Annotated in this window: 15 protein-coding genes and 1 pseudogene; 9 read left to right on the plus strand and 7 right to left on the minus strand. The window is 52.0% G+C overall.

The genetic code is table 11. The features are described from left to right. Positions 1–74 precede the first annotated feature (74 nt). Positions 75–494: a DUF2513 domain-containing protein gene (locus tag I5R65_RS21700; RefSeq protein WP_180669405.1), complete on the plus strand. Its 420-nt coding sequence runs from the start codon at positions 75–77 to the stop codon at positions 492–494. Positions 495–497: 3 nt separating this feature from the next. On the opposite strand, the gene I5R65_RS21705 is transcribed toward I5R65_RS21700, so the two are convergent. Further along, entirely contained in the window at positions 498–1,247 is a 750-nt protein-coding gene (locus I5R65_RS21705; RefSeq protein WP_180669407.1) for a TraB/GumN family protein, read from the minus strand. A 259-nt stretch (positions 1,248–1,506) separates the two neighbouring features. Between I5R65_RS21705 and I5R65_RS21710 the strand changes: the two genes are divergently transcribed. Then, positions 1,507–2,454 carry a hypothetical protein gene (locus I5R65_RS21710; RefSeq protein ID WP_180669409.1) on the plus strand — a complete coding sequence of 316 codons (948 nt, stop codon included), beginning with the start codon at positions 1,507–1,509 and terminating at the stop codon, positions 2,452–2,454. Positions 2,455–2,918: 464 nt separating this feature from the next. On the opposite strand, the gene I5R65_RS24355 is transcribed toward I5R65_RS21710, so the two are convergent. Beyond that, positions 2,919–3,293: a hypothetical protein gene (locus I5R65_RS24355; protein WP_180669411.1), complete on the minus strand. Its 375-nt coding sequence runs from the start codon at positions 3,291–3,293 to the stop codon at positions 2,919–2,921. Between the two features lie 282 nt (positions 3,294–3,575). Then, positions 3,576–4,427, minus strand: a complete 852-nt coding sequence (locus I5R65_RS21720; RefSeq protein ID WP_180669413.1) for a hypothetical protein — start codon at positions 4,425–4,427, stop codon at positions 3,576–3,578. Between the two features lie 308 nt (positions 4,428–4,735). Here I5R65_RS21720 and I5R65_RS21725 point away from each other — a divergent pair, with 308 nt between their 5' ends. After that, on the plus strand, positions 4,736–5,059 hold the full coding sequence (locus I5R65_RS21725; protein ID WP_370460970.1) for a helix-turn-helix domain-containing protein: 324 nt from the start codon (positions 4,736–4,738) through the stop codon (positions 5,057–5,059). A gap of 38 nt (positions 5,060–5,097) precedes the next feature. Continuing rightward, the gene (locus I5R65_RS21730) at positions 5,098–5,412 is read left to right on the plus strand and encodes a helix-turn-helix domain-containing protein (protein ID WP_180669415.1); all 315 of its coding nucleotides are present in this window, start codon (positions 5,098–5,100) and stop codon (positions 5,410–5,412) included. Here I5R65_RS21730 and I5R65_RS21735 read toward each other — a convergent pair whose 3' ends face one another. The 3 genes from I5R65_RS21735 to I5R65_RS21745 all read right to left on the minus strand — a co-directional run bounded on the left by I5R65_RS21735 (position 5,413) and on the right by I5R65_RS21745 (position 9,651). After that, entirely contained in the window at positions 5,413–6,291 is an 879-nt protein-coding gene (locus tag I5R65_RS21735; RefSeq protein WP_180669416.1) for a TIR domain-containing protein, read from the minus strand. Positions 6,292–7,104: 813 nt separating this feature from the next. Then, positions 7,105–7,629, minus strand: coding sequence for a hypothetical protein (locus I5R65_RS21740; protein ID WP_180669418.1), 525 nt, complete (start codon positions 7,627–7,629; stop codon positions 7,105–7,107). A gap of 216 nt (positions 7,630–7,845) precedes the next feature. Continuing rightward, positions 7,846–9,651: a hypothetical protein gene (locus I5R65_RS21745; RefSeq protein ID WP_180669420.1), complete on the minus strand. Its 1,806-nt coding sequence runs from the start codon at positions 9,649–9,651 to the stop codon at positions 7,846–7,848. A 266-nt stretch (positions 9,652–9,917) separates the two neighbouring features. On the opposite strand from I5R65_RS21745, the gene I5R65_RS21750 reads away from it, so the two are divergent. Together I5R65_RS21750 and I5R65_RS21755 are read left to right on the plus strand one after the other, a co-directional pair. Beyond that, positions 9,918–10,763: a hypothetical protein gene (locus tag I5R65_RS21750; RefSeq protein ID WP_180669422.1), complete on the plus strand. Its 846-nt coding sequence runs from the start codon at positions 9,918–9,920 to the stop codon at positions 10,761–10,763. Between the two features lie 216 nt (positions 10,764–10,979). Continuing rightward, the gene (locus I5R65_RS21755) at positions 10,980–12,128 is read left to right on the plus strand and encodes a helix-turn-helix domain-containing protein (RefSeq protein WP_180669424.1); all 1,149 of its coding nucleotides are present in this window, start codon (positions 10,980–10,982) and stop codon (positions 12,126–12,128) included. Positions 12,129–12,446: 318 nt separating this feature from the next. Here I5R65_RS21755 and I5R65_RS21760 read toward each other — a convergent pair. Continuing rightward, positions 12,447–13,297: pseudogene (locus I5R65_RS21760) on the minus strand (integrase core domain-containing protein); the annotation flags it as partial. A 263-nt stretch (positions 13,298–13,560) separates the two neighbouring features. Here I5R65_RS21760 and I5R65_RS21765 point away from each other — a divergent pair. The 3 genes from I5R65_RS21765 to I5R65_RS21775 are packed head-to-tail and all read left to right on the plus strand — an operon-like array spanning position 13,561 to position 17,009. After that, positions 13,561–14,901 (plus strand): metallophosphoesterase, encoded by a 1,341-nt coding sequence (locus I5R65_RS21765; RefSeq protein WP_180669426.1) that lies wholly within the window; start codon positions 13,561–13,563, stop codon positions 14,899–14,901. Between the two features lie 27 nt (positions 14,902–14,928). Next, on the plus strand, positions 14,929–15,987 hold the full coding sequence (locus tag I5R65_RS21770) for a GTPase-associated system all-helical protein GASH (protein ID WP_180669428.1): 1,059 nt from the start codon (positions 14,929–14,931) through the stop codon (positions 15,985–15,987). Then, on the plus strand, positions 15,987–17,009 hold the full coding sequence (locus tag I5R65_RS21775) for a GTPase domain-containing protein (protein WP_180669430.1): 1,023 nt from the start codon (positions 15,987–15,989) through the stop codon (positions 17,007–17,009). Before I5R65_RS21770 ends, I5R65_RS21775 begins: the two co-directional genes overlap by 1 nt. Positions 17,010–17,013 lie beyond the last annotated feature (4 nt).

Here is a 17,013-nt window from a genome sequence, read left to right on the forward strand (position 1 = left end):
GCGTTACCATTCGAGAAATGCAACGGAGCAGCCGGCCTGCACCTCCCCCCTCAAAACGTGGCCAGGAGCAACTCATGAAGAGAGACTGGGATTTAATCCGCCAGCAACTGACCGATATTGAAGAAGACCGCGACATCTTCGCTGGTATTCCACAGTCCCCCCGATGGTTGGATGATGAAACTGAGGAGCAGTACAAAAAGAAGATTGGCGAATACTTCGACACATCGAATCGGATATGCGGGCACGTAGAACTTTTGACCGAGGCCGGCTATGTCGAAGGCATCAAGATAATTCGGGACTCAACAGGGGAATGCCACTGGGCAGTTATGACGCCGAGGCTGACCATGGCCGGCCACGACCTGCTCGACACCATGCGCTCCAACACGGTATGGACTACAGTCAAGGATATGGCTAAGAAGAAAGGTATCGACCTCACGTTCGAGGTCATCAAGCAGCTAACTGGTGTAGCTCTAAAGCAGGTTCTGGGCGGCTGATTTTTAGGTCCGCCCTTTCTGCTCAATCAGCGACGTTGGTCGACCTATTTGCTGGAGCAGGTTGCCTTCTTCGCAAAGGTGCAAGCCACCAACGACAACCAGGGTCTTCCGCGAGGATTTGCAGAGCTCATTTACGCTGCTTGCCCAAGACGCATTGCGGCCGGTCAGCACTGCGTGAAGGAGGGATGGGATAGTTACGATGGCCTTCTTCTGAATGCGCCGGAACATCGTAGCGAGGTCGCGCTTAGCCCAATCAGCGTACAGCCCTTTGAAAGACTTGTCGTTCTCAGGGAAGTTTGCAATGGCTTCTCTTAGCGCGCGCTCGATGTCTACAGGCGGTATGGCCTTCATCATCGAGTCGAATTGTGTAGCCGTCTCCAGGAAGTGAAGCGGCTTCCCATCCCGCTCGGCGAAGGCCCGGATATGCAAGTCGAGACCGGCCTGCAGCTTCACACCAATTTGTGCGACCTGGGTGATGACGAACCAAGCCGGCTTACGCCCCAACTCACCATATGCAGGCGGCCAATGTGCCTCCAACCAAGTCCAGACATCGGCCGGCACCTGGTTATCGAGTGACTCCCCTTCGGGCAAGCTGAACAAATCACCGACATTGCTCCAATCAACCTCCAGGGCAATTTCCTCTGCCCAGTCGTACGCTTCAAGCGCCCACCGAGGCACCCCTGGCACATTCTCTGGGAAGAAGTGAATCGAGCCAAGCACGCGAACATTGGTGTTATCGATTTGAAAGTACATGACTACCCTCCTGGCACGCCAGTATGGCACGGCGAATTGGGTAAGCCCTCCCTCGCCGCACAGCTGCTCCAGTCGCCAAACGAGACGCCCCATATCGTCTCAAATTTATTTTCATATTATTTCTACAAGGAAAACATATCCATGCGGCAATTCGCTATTATTCTCTGGCCTGTTGCGCGTCGCCAGTATTTAAGAACTCCAAAGGACTCCCCCAGGCCGAGTCGTTTTCCTGTTCACAATTAAATATCAGAAGAGAAATATGGCTGAACCCGCACATTCATTAATATCCCTCGTCACCAGTCTGATTCGCTTAGTTGCAGCATTGATTGGCTTGAAGAAGAAGGAGGCCCCTCCCGAGCGGCTCCTAACGTCACGCATCGTCGAATCAGGCATCGTGGCGGAATTCCCCAAGCACTACCCCTTAAAAATCGTGGATAAGGATGGGAAGCAACACTCCGGCATCTACATCATGCGGCTCCTGATTTGGAATCGTGGGACGAAGACGATTTCGCCAACCGATTTCATGGATGGCGCCCCTTTGCGCATCGTCCTGAGTAAGGATGCTGAAATCGTCGATGCCACGGCAGTGTCGGATTCGAAGGAGCTCGAGTACGAAGTTTTGAAGCGCGGCGAGCGCTCTATCTACTTCGATTTTGATGGAATTGGGCCATCGGACTACCTTTCGATAGCTATCGTCTACAGCGGCAATCCGATGGCGCGGGTGCAAATCCGCGGACGGGTGCGTGACCAAGCATCGAGCCTGGACCACGAGGCCGAGGATTCGAAGGCGGGAATTGGCGAACGATTGAGCAACGGCTTCATTCTCTTCCTAATTCTCAACATGATTTTTGGCACGCCCATCTCAGCTGGAATCATCCACTATACGTACGGCTGGCAGGCGATGCTAAAGCAACATCCAGACATCCCCATCGGCCTCGTCATGTCGTTCTCGTTTGGCGTCATGCTCTTGATGATGACCATCATGACCAAAGTGATGGCATATTTCGAGCGACGCAAGTACCCGCCTGGCTTTCCGCTGCATCTGGATTTCGAACCCCCATTCTGGCAAGGCATCAAGTACATGTGCAGCGCATTCTTCTTGGGTGAAAAACATCGCTTCTCGACGTCGCTATTTGCGTGGGCCAAACCAGTTCACGGGCGTCTTATCAAGATGAAGCGCACTACAAAGGAGGACTGGGACGATTGAATTGAGAACTGCTCAATTCCAACATTAAGAAATGCAGAAGCCCCGACTAGCGGGGCTTCTGGTCCATCGGGTCCGATTCCTCTTACCTAGCGGTTGCTAGGCCAAGCAGAACTTGGCGGGCGACCTCTCGAGTCGGCTGAAGAGGTCCTTTAATACAGGTTACCAAGCTGGCGTTCTTACCGCAAACCTTAATGCAAATCGGGGGCAATACCGTCTACATGTTCCAACAGGTATCGGAGCGCAACCTCATTGGCGGCGCGGAGACTCAACCCTGAGTAGTTCTCGGCGAGGCGGAAGGAAGCTCCTACATGCAGGTCGACCAGATAGTTGCCGTTCAGCTGGCAACCAGGGCGAAAAGCCAAGTCCCTACGAATACGCACATGCACCGATTCGCCCAGGTGGATATCGGAAGGAACTGCGAACTCCTCGATTAACTGGTGAGTTCCTGGCATATCGTAAATCTGCTATTTGGACTCTAGTCCGACCGAGGGCATGTCATCCCAGCCGTCGACACGCGGCAGTCCATGCGGCATTTCTGCCAGCAGGTCGGCCAGCTTCTTCTTGAGGATTGCATCGGCGTTCTCTCCGCCCTGCTCAAGCTCTACCGAGTACAGCTCCGCGGTCGGTATGGCGGTCTTCACATCCGCAATAGCGCTGCGAATTGCCTGCTCCAACGAAGCAGCGCTGCGGGAGAAATCCAGAGCTATCCTCCCTGCAGCCCCTATACCCACCAAAGCGTCTAAGCAGCCAGCCTCCCCGAGCCGCTCAAGGATATCGTTCACATCGCCGACAGCATCGGCCGGGCCCAGCATAAATCGAAGGGTAAATTCGTGTTCCATATCACTTCCTCGTGGAGTGGATGGAATCAGTTTAGGCCGCCCCGCAACCGAAACAAGCTGCGCAGAAAGAAAGGCATCTCATGTCCGAAACAGGTGCCGATTTGTCTTGGCTTGTCCGAAAACCACTACGATTTATGGTGTTTTTGTCCGAAAAGTACGTAGATTTTCAGAATCGTGTCCGAAAAGACAGGTGATTTCAGCTCACATGTTCAAATAGTGTGCGATTCGGGATGCTGGTTGAATGAGACCCTCGGCGCCAAAACCAGAAGAACCCACCCCGCCTCACTCCCTGGTACGCCGCCAGTAGCCGTCACCCAAGTCCGTTCTCATGACAAAACCAACGACCGTCCTACGGAAGACCGGAGCCAGGTCGAAGTCTCGCGCGAAAGCGTACCTACGCGCTCGAGACAGATGAAATGCGTTGAGCTGCGCGACTCCTCTGAAATTTAGAGTGAGGCTCCTTTTCTCAGCCATCAGCCAAATCGATGGAGAAACCGGTATGCACATGTTCTCGCTGAAGTTATCCGGCACAATGAACTCTCCGCCTTGCGCACGCCAGATACCCCACAGCGGCACCTCTATCCGCCTACGGAACACGCGCCGGCCCATCATATGTATCCCTGCAATCGCTCGCCCCGACACCGTGCCCTCGGGACCAACGAAAAAGATGCCTTTGCTTTCCAGCACCTCCTGCTCGTCAACAGTTAGTTTGTTCGCAGAAACACCTGGGAACGCCTCATCCTCGTATGGGGTTATATGGGCCTTATACCGTTCGTCCATAAGGTCGTAGAAGTCTGCTGCAATCAGATTCATTGCCGCATCCAGCTCTCGTACCTCACCCGAAATTATTTTTTCTGCCAGCTCTGCAAAGCCCACCTCAATATCCCGGCTGTGCAATACCTCGCTTCTTTGGTCCCACGCACGATTTGCACAGAACAGCTTGTCGCCAGTTCTACAGGAGATTGGCTCCTGCTTTCCAATGAGCCTCACCCGAACGAAATCCTCCATAGCGAACCTTTGCAATCCCTTCCGAGGATAGATGTGCTGATTCACAATCAATTTGTGGGGGTTGTACTTCTGTACCGGCGCCGGCTTCTTGCGAACAGGAGTAGTCATGGTGTCGACGATAGTCATGGCAATCCCACCATTGAAACAGATTTCATCTCACGTCCGCGTTTTCGGTCAGAACCGGTGTCTGTCCTTAGACCGTTATCTACATTTATCCACGATGGGGATAATTATCCGATTCCGGTATAACGCGGTATAACGACGCTCCCAACTGGCTTTCACCGGCACGTCTCCTAAAATAATATTGAAAAAAGTGGGATGGTAGTTGAGCCTCGTGGCCTTTATTCCCACTTACGAGACTCAATTGCCCCAGCGCCGTCGAGCAGCGTCATTAATCACCAAAGGTGGGAATTATGGGAAGGACGATAAGGACTGTGGAAGAGGAAGTCCATCCGCACGCATCAAGCATGGAGGCGTTGGGCCGGATACTACGGCACCGTCGGACTAGCGGCGGCATCAAGCTGATGGACGCTGCGGACCAGCTAAACATCTCAAAGAGCGCGCTCTCACGGCTGGAGAACGGGAAGTCGACGAACATCGAATTGCTGTTCACCGTGCTCGCCGGTATGGGGCTGAATCTCCTCGTGACCGACAAGGCAGAAACCAGGGAAGCGCTCGAGGCCGTCGACAACTACCGCAGCATGCGAGAGGATGAAAGGCTTGCCTTCGAACACGGCAAAACATGGCCATCAAAGTAGGATATTTCGATTAAATCCTACTTTGCTGCGCATCCAGAATGAAGATTCAAGAGGCATCAATGCGAAATTTAGGAGACATCGCGACACTAATGCGCGACGCGATGAAGAAGCAGAAAGTAACGCAGCAGGACCTACGCGAGCGCGCCGGCATTGCCAGGCGGACGCTGACCGCGGTACTTAGCGGGGAGTCGGATTACAAGGTCACCACTCTGATGGCGGTGCTCGACCGATTGGGCTACGAAATGGTCATGGTGCCCAAAGCGGCCGTGCGTGCTTTCCCGGCGGAGTGGGAGGTTACCGAGCCGGCGGTGAAGACCAAGGTGCAGATTGCGCTTGAGAAGTTCGGCGAATAGCTAGTCTTTAAAGGTGTAGCCGCAGGCCTTCATTTCCTTACGAACTTCCTGTTTCCAAGCGCCAGGGCCATCCATTTGGACGTACACAACTCCGCTGATGTCGTTCGGTACTTCAATATCACCCTTTACCAGCGGGCAGACATTTTTTCGACCGAGCTTGGCCATTAAATAGCCGTGCTCAAACACGACATTCTGACGGGCACGCTGACGGGGATGCATATTTGATTCATGAAAACCCCGACCTTGGTCACAAGGCGTGTAGAGAACAAGTGCGAAATCCGCATCACTGGTGTAGTGCTCAATCTTCTCGATAATTGTCATTCCAGAGCTCGCCTGCTCATGCAGAATGATTGGCTCAAGACCCAAGTCGGAAACATAGCGTGCCACTTCCTGCTTAGCCTCATTGTCACGGCCGTGCACTATGAATACCTTGCGTTTATTACGTGCGTTCGCAGGTGTTTCAGCACTCTCACCAAAAAATGATGCGCTTGTCGGCCCAGATGCCGGCGTTGAAATCAACGGCTGCTGTTCCGCGGCCGCTGGCGGCCAAGAAGCGGTAGTCGCCGCACGAGCTGTGACCTTAGGCTGTTCGCCGAACTCTAAATAGTCCAGCAGCGGTGTGAATTCCCGAGCGATGAAGTCTCGACGCTCTTGGTAGGACTTGAATTTCGGCTGGATGAAATGCCAGAAAGAAACCAAATCACGATTGACGCGGACAAATGCCGGCACGTGGGCCTGAGCATCCGGCATCGACAACAAATCCTGTCTCAGAACACTATATTCGTTTCCATTAACCTTGCCGCCTGTCGCATGCGATGTGAGCAAATTCGAGAGGTAGTGAGCCCTTTCGAAAGGCGTACGGAGGAAGTCTAAGCTCATGTCTGTTTGCCTGATGGTTTATTCGAATTATTGCCAGTGTACTACCATCAAGTCTCACCAAATCCGCTTAACCGCTCCCATGTTCCACGGCTGGCCAGGGAAGGCGCTCGCGCAAGCATGGGCTTCCCATGTTCATAACGAGGCGGCTCCAAGTGACGAACCAACCACTGCACCAGACTGAAAAAATCCAATCACAAAAAATGAAAGTATAGTTATACGTAAACCACTTTAACGTATACATCTATATATGCCTCCGCGTCCCCGCGCCATCTGGCAGCTCCCTCCATCGACGCAAACCGCCCTCGAAAAACTTGGCGCAGACCTCGCCGTCGCACGCCTGCGCCGTAAAGAGTCCCTCAAGGTCTGGGCGGGTCGCATGGGCGTCTCTATCCCCACCCTCCAGCGCCTCGAGGCCGGCGACCCAACCGTAAGCGTCGGCATTCTCGCCACCGCACTGTGGCTCCTCCGGCGGGACCATGAACTGGCGCAATTGGCGGACCCTGAACAGGACCTGGACGCCATTGACCGGGACGTCCGTAAAGCGATGGAGTTGGGTAGGAAGAGGTCGAAAGCCTCGGCCGAAGCACGTCTTGGGCGACGGCAGAACGGAGAAACAGACGAAACTGGGGCCGACTAAGGGAAATAAGGCTGGGCAGGACTTGACGCACATCCGCTCCGGCGAAAATAGATTCGCTTCATGGTCAAAGATGGTGCCCCAAAGCTGTACCGTCGGCCTGCATAAGGCCGGCGGATATGTATGCCATCATGTCCCTCTGACGCGGTAAAGGTCAATACAGGCGGGGAGGTGAGTGGCTATTGGCCATTCACCTCCCACTGCTTCCATTTGGCGATGGGCAAGATATACATCATCAAATCTAGTGACTTAACGAAGTTCTGCTCCTGTCCTTGAAGGTTCTTAGTCCATTTCATCCCGTGGAAAAGATTGTTACGGTAGCGGAGAATCACCAGTAAGCACGCAGCCAGCTGTAACTCGTCGCTAGCCTCGTCATCTCGGAGAACTTGATGCACCAGCTCCTCGTATCTCCTTTCACGGTTACGGAAACGAAGGTCTCTGAATTCCGCATCCTGCTGTTCGCCACCGGTATAGCGATGTTTGAAATAGGCCAGCGTATTCTTCGTGAGGTCAGGCTTGTATTCGTCGTTTTCAATTACATATTGCGCGACCACCATCATCCGGGCTGGGCTCGCGGATGAGCCACACACCTGCCCCTCGAAAAAACCCCAGTAGATAGAGAAACTCCTGGCTGCTTCCTTCTCACTCTCCTGCAGCGGAAAATCTCCTCGCGACTGCTCGTAAATGGCGTCAAATATGTCCACCTGTTTCTCCATGTGAAGCACGGCCGCTCTAGCCGGTACCCCAGATTCGCAGTACCCGGAATATGTGCGTTGCCAACGTCGGCTCAACCAGTGCCAATATCACGCATATTGCGACGGACCTGACATCCCGGGATATCAGCGCGCACAGTCGATGTCGGTCGTCCTTAAACGCGCAATATGCGCTATCTCTGCTAACTTTCTTCAACGCATCTGAATTCATGCGGCACCTCCCTTGACGGCGAATCGAAGGAACAACGCATGACCATATGCCCAGGGTGACATGTTCACGCCTGGTACATCAACCACTATGCCCTTTGTCGCTGTCAGGTGAGGCATCACGGCCGCGTACATCACCAACCCGAGTGCCTCAACTGCATGCCACAGCTCTTCAGCTTCTGCGGCCCAGACTAAATGAGGCAGTTCGTCCTCCGGTGTGGCGGCTTTTCCTGCAGTCATTAGCTGCGCGTACAATCCATGCGCAAAGTCCTCCATGACCTCTTTCAGCTTCACTGAATCAACATCGTCCATCCCTTGCGGCTGTACATAACGAAGGTGCTGAATACGGGGGCGTATTGCGCGAATCCAAGCACTCTCCTCCACCAACTGCATCTCGGAAAGACTCAGCAACGAAAATATATCGTTCGGCCGCTCAAGTTTCAGGTTTTCAATCAACTGGTACACGAACCCTGTGGGTAACCTGGCGACCATAGGCGTCGGCTCAAGTCCGAATTTCTCTAAGTAGCTATCCCAGTTCAAGCCGAGCTTGTCCAATCGAAGAAGTACAAAATGCAGGTTGACGCGGCAATACTCCGATGGGCCGCCATCATATGCCATCTCCTTTGGGTAATCCCTGTGCATATACAGGTCTCCGCGAATCTTACGCGCCCCTTCATATCTCTTTCGCAACCGCTTGCAGTCATCAATTCCGATGTATCGAACTATCCGCCCCGGAACAATCTCGTTGGGCTTCAACGTCTCAAGAACCCATACATACCGCATCCCGTTGATAAGCCACGCGCCGCTTCCCTCTTCGTTAATGTCGATAGTCAGCGGCGTCTGGATGGCGGCGGTGGATTTACGGAGGGACAATTCCAGCTGGTGCCAGCAGTACAACTCATTTCCCCGCGCTATTTCATATGAACTGCTCGGGTCGTCTTCGTCCTGCTCAACTTGCAGTACAAGCTCAGTGTTAACGGCATCCGTCATTGATACAGACGTCGGGTGGCCGGGGACGGCATAGGGGTCATCGCAGAGTCGAAGAACAGCATATCCGTCAAGGACCGCGTGACCGTTCGACTCCAAATGCCTGCGTAATTTCTCCAAGGCGGCGGGTGCGCCGTCCAACCAAGGAGTGCCAGGAGAGACCGGTGACACGATTCCCAGCGGCCAAACAGCAGTGGCACCAGTCACACCCGCCTCCGTACGCACCATAGTTGTGAAGCTGAGAGCATGCGGACTCAGCGAAATCGACAAGACATCCAACGGCAGCTGTCCTCGGGTCCGCAATGAATCAACCCATTCGCGCAATTCCTTCGCCAGTTCGTCCCAAGAGGCGTAATCCGTCTCAATCGGAATATTCCGGTCTAGTCCCGTGAACGTCAGCAAAGCAACTTCTTTATGGGGGTGTGAATGCCAAGCATCCCATCCTTGCAACTTGGATGCTGCCTTCAGGGTATTGGAGTGAGAAGTTTTGATGCCGTGTACCGCAAGTTCAATTTTGAGTTGCTTGGCGAGCAGTTTAGGGTCGCCTTCAAGAAATCCCGCAAGTCGCGAAACAACTTGGCGAGCACCCGCAATCGTAAAACGTGGCGCCGATAGGCACACAAATTCCCACAAGGCTTCAGCCCGGGATTCAAAGGAGATGGGGGCGCTATTCGGCCGACGGCCGGTATCAGAGGCGTGCATTAATTGAGCTCCAGTGCGGAAAGCGACGACGAACGGCACGCGTTGTTCGGCTTTCCAGGAGTTCAATAAGAGCCGTGGGATGGGGTATTGCGAAGCTGGTTTTGCCAGGCCGGACAAGTCCGGTGCGTGCACTGACGGGAGCAACTCACCCGCGGTTCGGCGAACCGTGAATAAATAGTAAAGACAATCAGCTCATCGTGTCAAGCAAGTTGCAGACACCCCTTTTTGAACCCGGCGGCCCCGGGCGGGCGCCCGGGGTTCGGTCTCTATAGCAAGCCTCAACCCCCATCAAAACGGTACTCGGCGAATACTGTTTTGGCGGGGGTTCCGGGATTCGAGCCCCAATTATATGATTGGTCTTTTCAAAACTCAACAGGTAGGCAATGACATCAGTTATCGCGTGGATTGCTCAGGTGGACAAACGCCGCCCGGAGGACGACGAGCGCCCCAGCACTCGAGGTAGTGGCCTCTATTTCGCCACTGATAGCCGCCGAACTGTAGAGCAGACATTGCCAGGCGGGCAAATCAAGGAGGTTCTCACTGATGACTGCGTGAAGGCATTTGCTCCCGCCGGGACGCGGGACATCTTCGCTTTCGCCGGCGATGCCACCTTTCCACCAGCAGCTCTGGGAAAAATCGAGACCTTACTGTCAGGCGACACCGAACGGTTCAACGCAATGGACGCTTACGAAAGAAGCGCCGAAATCTTCAACATCCTTAAGACCGATTTCGACGCACTTCTCACGAAGCCAACATACGAATTCTGGATTCTGCATGGAACCAGAACCGGCGCCATGTCCGGTGCAGAGTTCCACCTCTTTCAATATTCGTACACGTTCGAGAATCCGCAACTTACATACGGCATCGTGCAATGCGATACCGAGCACTCCGTCGCCCTAGAACGTCTCGGCACAGGCAAAGCGGTCGTACTGTCCTCGGTAGAGGCAACAGTCAAGAAATCGGGGACGGTGAGCTCCTCGCAATTCTCCGCATTCTGCGATGCGGTCCAGGGAAGGACTGCAACCCAGGACAAATACTCCGGCGGCCCAATTCAGCTGGTCGGCTTGCTGAACATCAATGACGCGATTCACATGGGCGTAGTCACACCCATCGGAACATATTTCAGAGGCAGCACCTCCCCCCCATCCAATCCTAAAGAGTTCTATTGGCGGAACACCACATTCGAGAACGTCGATATCGACGGTTCCCCAAGGAAAAATCTCAAGTAGCTCAAAATGCCATCTAGTTCATCGTGAATGTCGGCTTGGCTTCCTCCTCTGAGAATATCTTTGGCATGATTGCGCAGTTCATAGAAAAGGCGTTATGGAGCATGTCAGCATGCGTCGGGGGCTCCGGAAGATTTCGCACAAATCCGCAAAGAATGCAGACAACTCGATTTTCTAGGAACGTCCTAGATATTTCATGACAAAGAAAACCAAGCGAACATGACCGTAACGGACGATATCTTGAACGAGCTTCGATATCGGAGCGAAAGCGTAGACCTGGACTTCAAGCAAGCCCAATATAGATTTATTGGTGCCGGCGAACAGGAGAAATCGGAGCTTCTTAAGGATATCCTTGCCATCGCCAACTCTTGGAGGGAAGGCACTGGATACATCCTTATCGGTTTCAAGGACTGCACGCCAAACCCAGCCGACGTTACTGGCATCAGTACGGACGACCACATTGACGATGCCCAACTGCAGCAATTCGTGAATGGGAAAGTCGAACCTCCCTTGCACTTTAAGTACGAAGAGAGAGTGTTCGAGGAAAAAATTGTCGCTATCATCTCCATCCCGAAGCAGCAGCGCCCGTTCTCTGTTTATGCAGGGTACGGCAAGGTCCGCTCCAACGTCGTGTATGTGCGCCGCGGAAGTGCTACCGTGGAAGCGTCGCCGGCCGAGATAATCAAGATGAGTCGCGCTGAAGGAAGACCCGCAGATAGCCAGATTTCGATTGAATTGCTCAATCACCAGAATGAATCATTGAGTCTGACGCAGAATCTACGATTCCTCCACTTCGATGAATTGCCGGAATTCTCTGTGCCATATACCGGTCGTGACATCACTTCGATTCTAGGGACCGACAGCACCACAAACTTCAACTATTACCGCGACCTTGCGAGCTATGCAGCTTTGGTCCTCAGCAGCATCCAGCTTCGCTTCAAAATCCGCAACCAATCGAACGTTTCCCTGCGAGACCTAAAGCTCGAACTCCACGTCACCACCCCAGATGTAAAGTACAAGTTCATCGAAAAGACTCGATTCCCTGACAGGCCATCCATGAAGAGAGAGCTTGGTCGACACTTCCGCACGCCACCGCCAGTTAACCCCCGTGCCTTCCACATAGAAAACCGAGGCAAGCACCAAGTATGCTTTGCGCGAGCCGAGAGCGTGCTGGCCGGTGAAGACTTCATTTCGGAGCCGGTATTGCTGCGCCTTCAGGCACAGTGTGAAGTGACGCTGGAGGTACGCATCTTGGCCGAACAGCTGCCCGCTCCAATCATCCAGACCTTTACGTTTACGGTCACAGGCGACCAAGAAAAACATGACACAGACACGCTACTCAAACTGGTCCAAAGAGGAGGCAGGTGACGGTTATTTCTGCAATTGAGGGAAACACACGATGTGAAAAGGGAAAAGCTAGGCAGAACGCAAACCCTTTTCAAGTAGGAACAGAAAAGCTTATTCACCCTGATATGAAAAAAAATATTCTATCGGGCCTCATGGGGTGAATTTCAACTTTTAGATGCTTTTCTAAAGTACGCTAAGTTCAATAAAATCAAATACCTAGCGTGCATGAAAAATTTCAGAGAAAAGCTTTTATTCCAGTTCATCAAGTTGTTGTCACTCAACAATAGAAGCACTTATTTGACGTAAAAATGGTGACCTGCGTTGGTAATTTGTAAGCAGTTAGGCAGTGAGCCAGTTGTCGGTCATATTCGATTCCGGCCAGGCGTGACGGACCGTAGCTGAAGGCTGGTAGGTATGTACGCTATGCGGTCTGCGCTCGCTGTAGAACTGACGCCATCTTTCGATCAGCACTTTTGCTTTCGGCCCGACTGCGGAACCACTCCCGGTTAAGCAGCTCGTCGCGCAGTTTGCCATTGAAGATTTCCACGAATCCGATCTGCCATGGACTGCCTGGCGCGATGAAGGCGGGACCAACGGAGGCATCTCGCAGCCATTGCATGACCTTGACCGCTATGAACTCCGCTCAGTTGTCCGACCTCACATAGGCTGGCTTCCCACGTAATCGCATCAATCGCGAGAGCGTCAGGATGACATTCTAGGAGCACAAACTGGCGGCAACTTCGATGTTCAGGGCGTTTCTAGGTGTGTTCATCAATCACGCACGGCATCTCCAACGAGCGCCCATCTACCATCTGGTCACGAACAAAGTCGTAGCTCCAGACCGAATTAGGCTTGGTTGCTTCAGGTTGCCGAATATCATTGCCGCATCGACGCCTCCGAAGCCGCTTTCGCGGAATGCCAAGTTTGAGCGCGCTCCAGAGCCGTCGCACTCGGGACTCGCTCAAGGCCAGCCAGGCAGGCATACGCTGATAGCGGAAGCAAGGGAGCTCTTGCGATGCCGCGAAGAACTGCTGCATCAGGCTCCGATCCTTTTCAGGTTGTAGCAACTGATAACCCGTTACCCGCCGGCTTAGTTGCAGATAACGACATGCCTTGCGTTGCGACAGCCCCCCCGAACGAGTAAGGGCTTCCAGCGCCTCATGCCAGCCCGCGGAGGTCATCACTTTTTCGGCTTAACCTATGCCGGTGCACGATTCATTCTGTCGACGCAACTTCTCCGACAAACATAGTTATTCACCAATAATTAATTTCTACGTTGTAGCTCAACGTAAGTCACAAAAAGAAACTGTTATCATAAGATCACGCATCACCTAAAAATTTGCACGCTGCGTCGGGGGGCCGACGTAAATCATTCACGCAATTAAAATTACAACGATGACAGCAATACCGTCAGAGCATCGACGTAGATCTATGCGGTCTGGGAGAGGGGAATATGAGGTTATTGAATATATCGGATATTCATTTTCGCGCACCGGAATGTCTAACTCCGGCATTGGATCCCGATGCTGCGTTCAGAAGTTGCTTGGAAGAGGACGTAGAAGCACTTTGTGTCGCCAGCGGCGCTGTTGACGCAATCTTGGTATGCGGTGATATAGCCTTCAAAGGTGATCCACAAGAATATGAAGTTGCAGAGCGTTGGTTGCTCCGACTTGCCGAGAAATGTGGATGCTCTCCAGATGAAATATATGTAGTGCCAGGAAATCATGATATTGATCGCGGTATCAGCGGCCGCATGCAATCAATTGGCAACGCACAACAAGCCATCGCTAGCGCCACAGAAAATCAGCGTGACTCGGTATTTCGCCGCCAATTGCAGGATCAGCAAACACGAAAAGACCTATTTCGGCCATTGGAGGCGTATAACGATTTCGCCGAGAAATTTGCATGCAATGTATATCCGGACCAACCATTCTGGACACATTGCCTGCAACTTGAACCAAACATAACTCTCAAGCTGTTTGGACTCACGTCGACATTTATCTCTGGCCTGGGTGACCGAGATATAGAGCCAGGTCGACTGTATTTAAGTTCAATTCAGACTGTATTTTCCCGTGAGCGGAACGTGTTGAATTTGGTGCTTTGCCACCATCCTCCATCGTGGTTTCTCGACGAACGAACTGTAGATGACAACATCAACAATCGCGTACAAATCCAATTTTTTGGTCACGAACATCGGCAGCGATGCATTCCGACAAATCAGTACATTCGCTTTTTAGCTGGCGCTGTGAATCCCGCGCGTGACGAGCCTGACTGGAAGCCTGGGTATAACCTCATCGATCTGTCGATCCAAGGAGAAGGTTCAAACCGATCAATCAAGATCGATGCACACGTTCGCGGCTTCCAAAATGCACCGGAAATGTTTACTGCTGTCCACACTCATCTCCGCGAAGAAGTATGGACCCATCATATAAGGTATCCAGAAACGCCAAGAGTTCTTCCGCGGACAGCAATAGCAACCCTTTCTCAAAATACACCTTCCAGCATTGCGACGCCTTTGAAAGCCCCCCCTTCAGCCTCCCATGATCTAACTACGGATGTACCTGAACAGGAGAGTATCGTGAGTACGCCAAGTACCAAAGGGCTCATGTATCGTTTCGGGAAGCTAACCTGGAGTCAGAAAAGGGGAATTGCTTTCAAGCTTGGACTCATCACTGACGAAGACATGAAAATTGACGGTCCAGAGCGTTATGCCCGTGCACTAAAGAGGGCTGTTGAAGAAAAAAAGCTAGAGGCTCTAATTCGAGAAATTGAGCTGATCGAAGATCAACAGTAAATCGCGGTTTAATGGAGGAGGGGAAAAATGGATTTTGCAAAGTGGTACGAAGCTGTTTCGATAAAACCAAATCCTCAAGCAATCGCTTTGAGGAATAGGAATATACAAACTATCGCTGGCAACTTAAACCGGCCCACAATCGAAGCATTGATTAGGCTTACGTTCCAGTCTAGCCAAAACGCCTCAGCTAGCGAGTTAGCAAACCTAAGAGCTACCTATGCACTGGATGGTGATGCGGTTGGAGATGCCGAGCTGTCGCTTCTGGCTGCAGCTACGCTTTTTCAAGCTCTAGGAAAAGAGAATGCAACGGCCGGACTCGCTGCAATGCTTGTACTAACAACCTCGTTTGGTGGACTTCGCTCGCTGGAGCAACCGATGGATATTGTCGGCATGGCAAAGAACACCGTTAAAACATTGTCGGACTCAAGCCGCCGACGCCCGGCATTTACAAATAACAAGCCAACAATATCAGTCGATGCTGCTGACGCAATAAGCAAGCTGCAGGCAATTGACACCGCTCAGATTAGTGCAGCATTTACTGCGTTAGCGACTGCCACAAGTAATGCAGTTGCCAATTTGTGGAGGCGGCAACTCCAGTTCGAAACTAGCGTTCAGAAGTATGTCCGAATGCAGGATGAGGAACTAGATATGTTGTGGTGGTTACAGGGCGGACGGAGCAATTACCAGAATCTGCTATTTTCTGAGATTCCCGAAAATCAACGACCACTTATTTTGGCCAATGAACTGGCACAAGTTACATCTACTCTCCCAGGCCCGCTTGCTGTCGAAGCTCTTCTCTCCAGAGCAAATATTAGCAATGACGTTTCGCTGACCATCAGTGCGGTTCTGCAAGACATACCTCTTGATTGGATCAAATCGATTTACGATGAGGGCCTTGCCACGCATATATCCTCTGTTACCACACCAATTCACGAAGCGTTTAAGCGAAGGCTCGAAGTCGATGGGAAATCAGCGTGGATTCCGGTATGGGCTGCAGTTTGCGGCCTTCAAGAGACTGCTACTTTGGGATCTTTGGATCTCTCCATGTTGCTCTATAGAGAAATCTTGGTCCTTCGAGGCGAGTGATGGCCGAATACGCAAATGAACTACTCAAGTGCGCCAATCCTGAATGTCGGATTTCCTCAGGCGGGCGATGCATAGAAGGTTTTGATGAAGCTTCAATTTGTCCGCAATTTGGAAGAACCCCCGCGAATTCTGAAGTACCACTGCAACAAGCTGCCTCCCCCAAAAAAACCACTATCGAACTCTCATCTGCGAAGGCACTTACGATTTTCGGGGCACAGAAAATTCTGTCAGATCGAATTTCTCGTGTGATTGCAATCATTGGTCCCCATGATGCGGGGAAGACGAGTCTGATCGCGGGGCTCTACGATCAATTTCAAGCAGGTGATGTAGACGGAATTGAATTTTCTCGTTCTCAAACCTTACATTCTTTTGAGCAGGTCTGTCACGATGCGCGAGCCGAATCTCAACGAGAACATCCTCATACGGAAAGAACTGCTCGAGGAGATGTACTCTTCTTCCACCTTGATGTAATCAATACGAATAACAAGCTCAAAGCGGCCGTTTTACTTGGAGATCGTGCTGGAGAAGAATATATCGAGACAAGAAATGATCCAGATGCAGCCAAGAAATTCTTCGAACTGAGCCGAGCAGACGTGATTGTTATGCTCGTGGATGGATCTAAGTTATTGGATAACGGGCTCAGACATAACATAAAAACAGATGTACGACTGATGCTCCAAGCGTTCCTAGAGGCTGAGGTCTTACGTAAGTGGCAGAGGCTTGCTGTTGTTCTCACGAAGATGGATGAAATCCGAGCTGGAGGCGATCTTGGTAATAGAGCACTTTCAGAATTTTCATCATTGGTCGAACGCTTAAAAGAAAACTACGCTGAATATTTTTCTCAGATAGAGGGGTTCCAAATTGCAGCCTCTCCGAAAACCGGCAGTGAAAAGCGCGGCGAAGGATTGAGCCATCTTTTAGCTTTCTGGATGAACTCGGCCTTACGCTACGATGCTCAAAAGTTGCCAGCTATAACTGTTACTCCAGAAAGATATTTTTCTCGAATCAGATCGATCAGTTAAGGGT

Origin of the sequence: Herbaspirillum sp. AP02 (assembly GCF_015767275.1) — a bacterium.
Classification (GTDB): domain Bacteria; phylum Pseudomonadota; class Gammaproteobacteria; order Burkholderiales; family Burkholderiaceae_D; genus Herbaspirillum.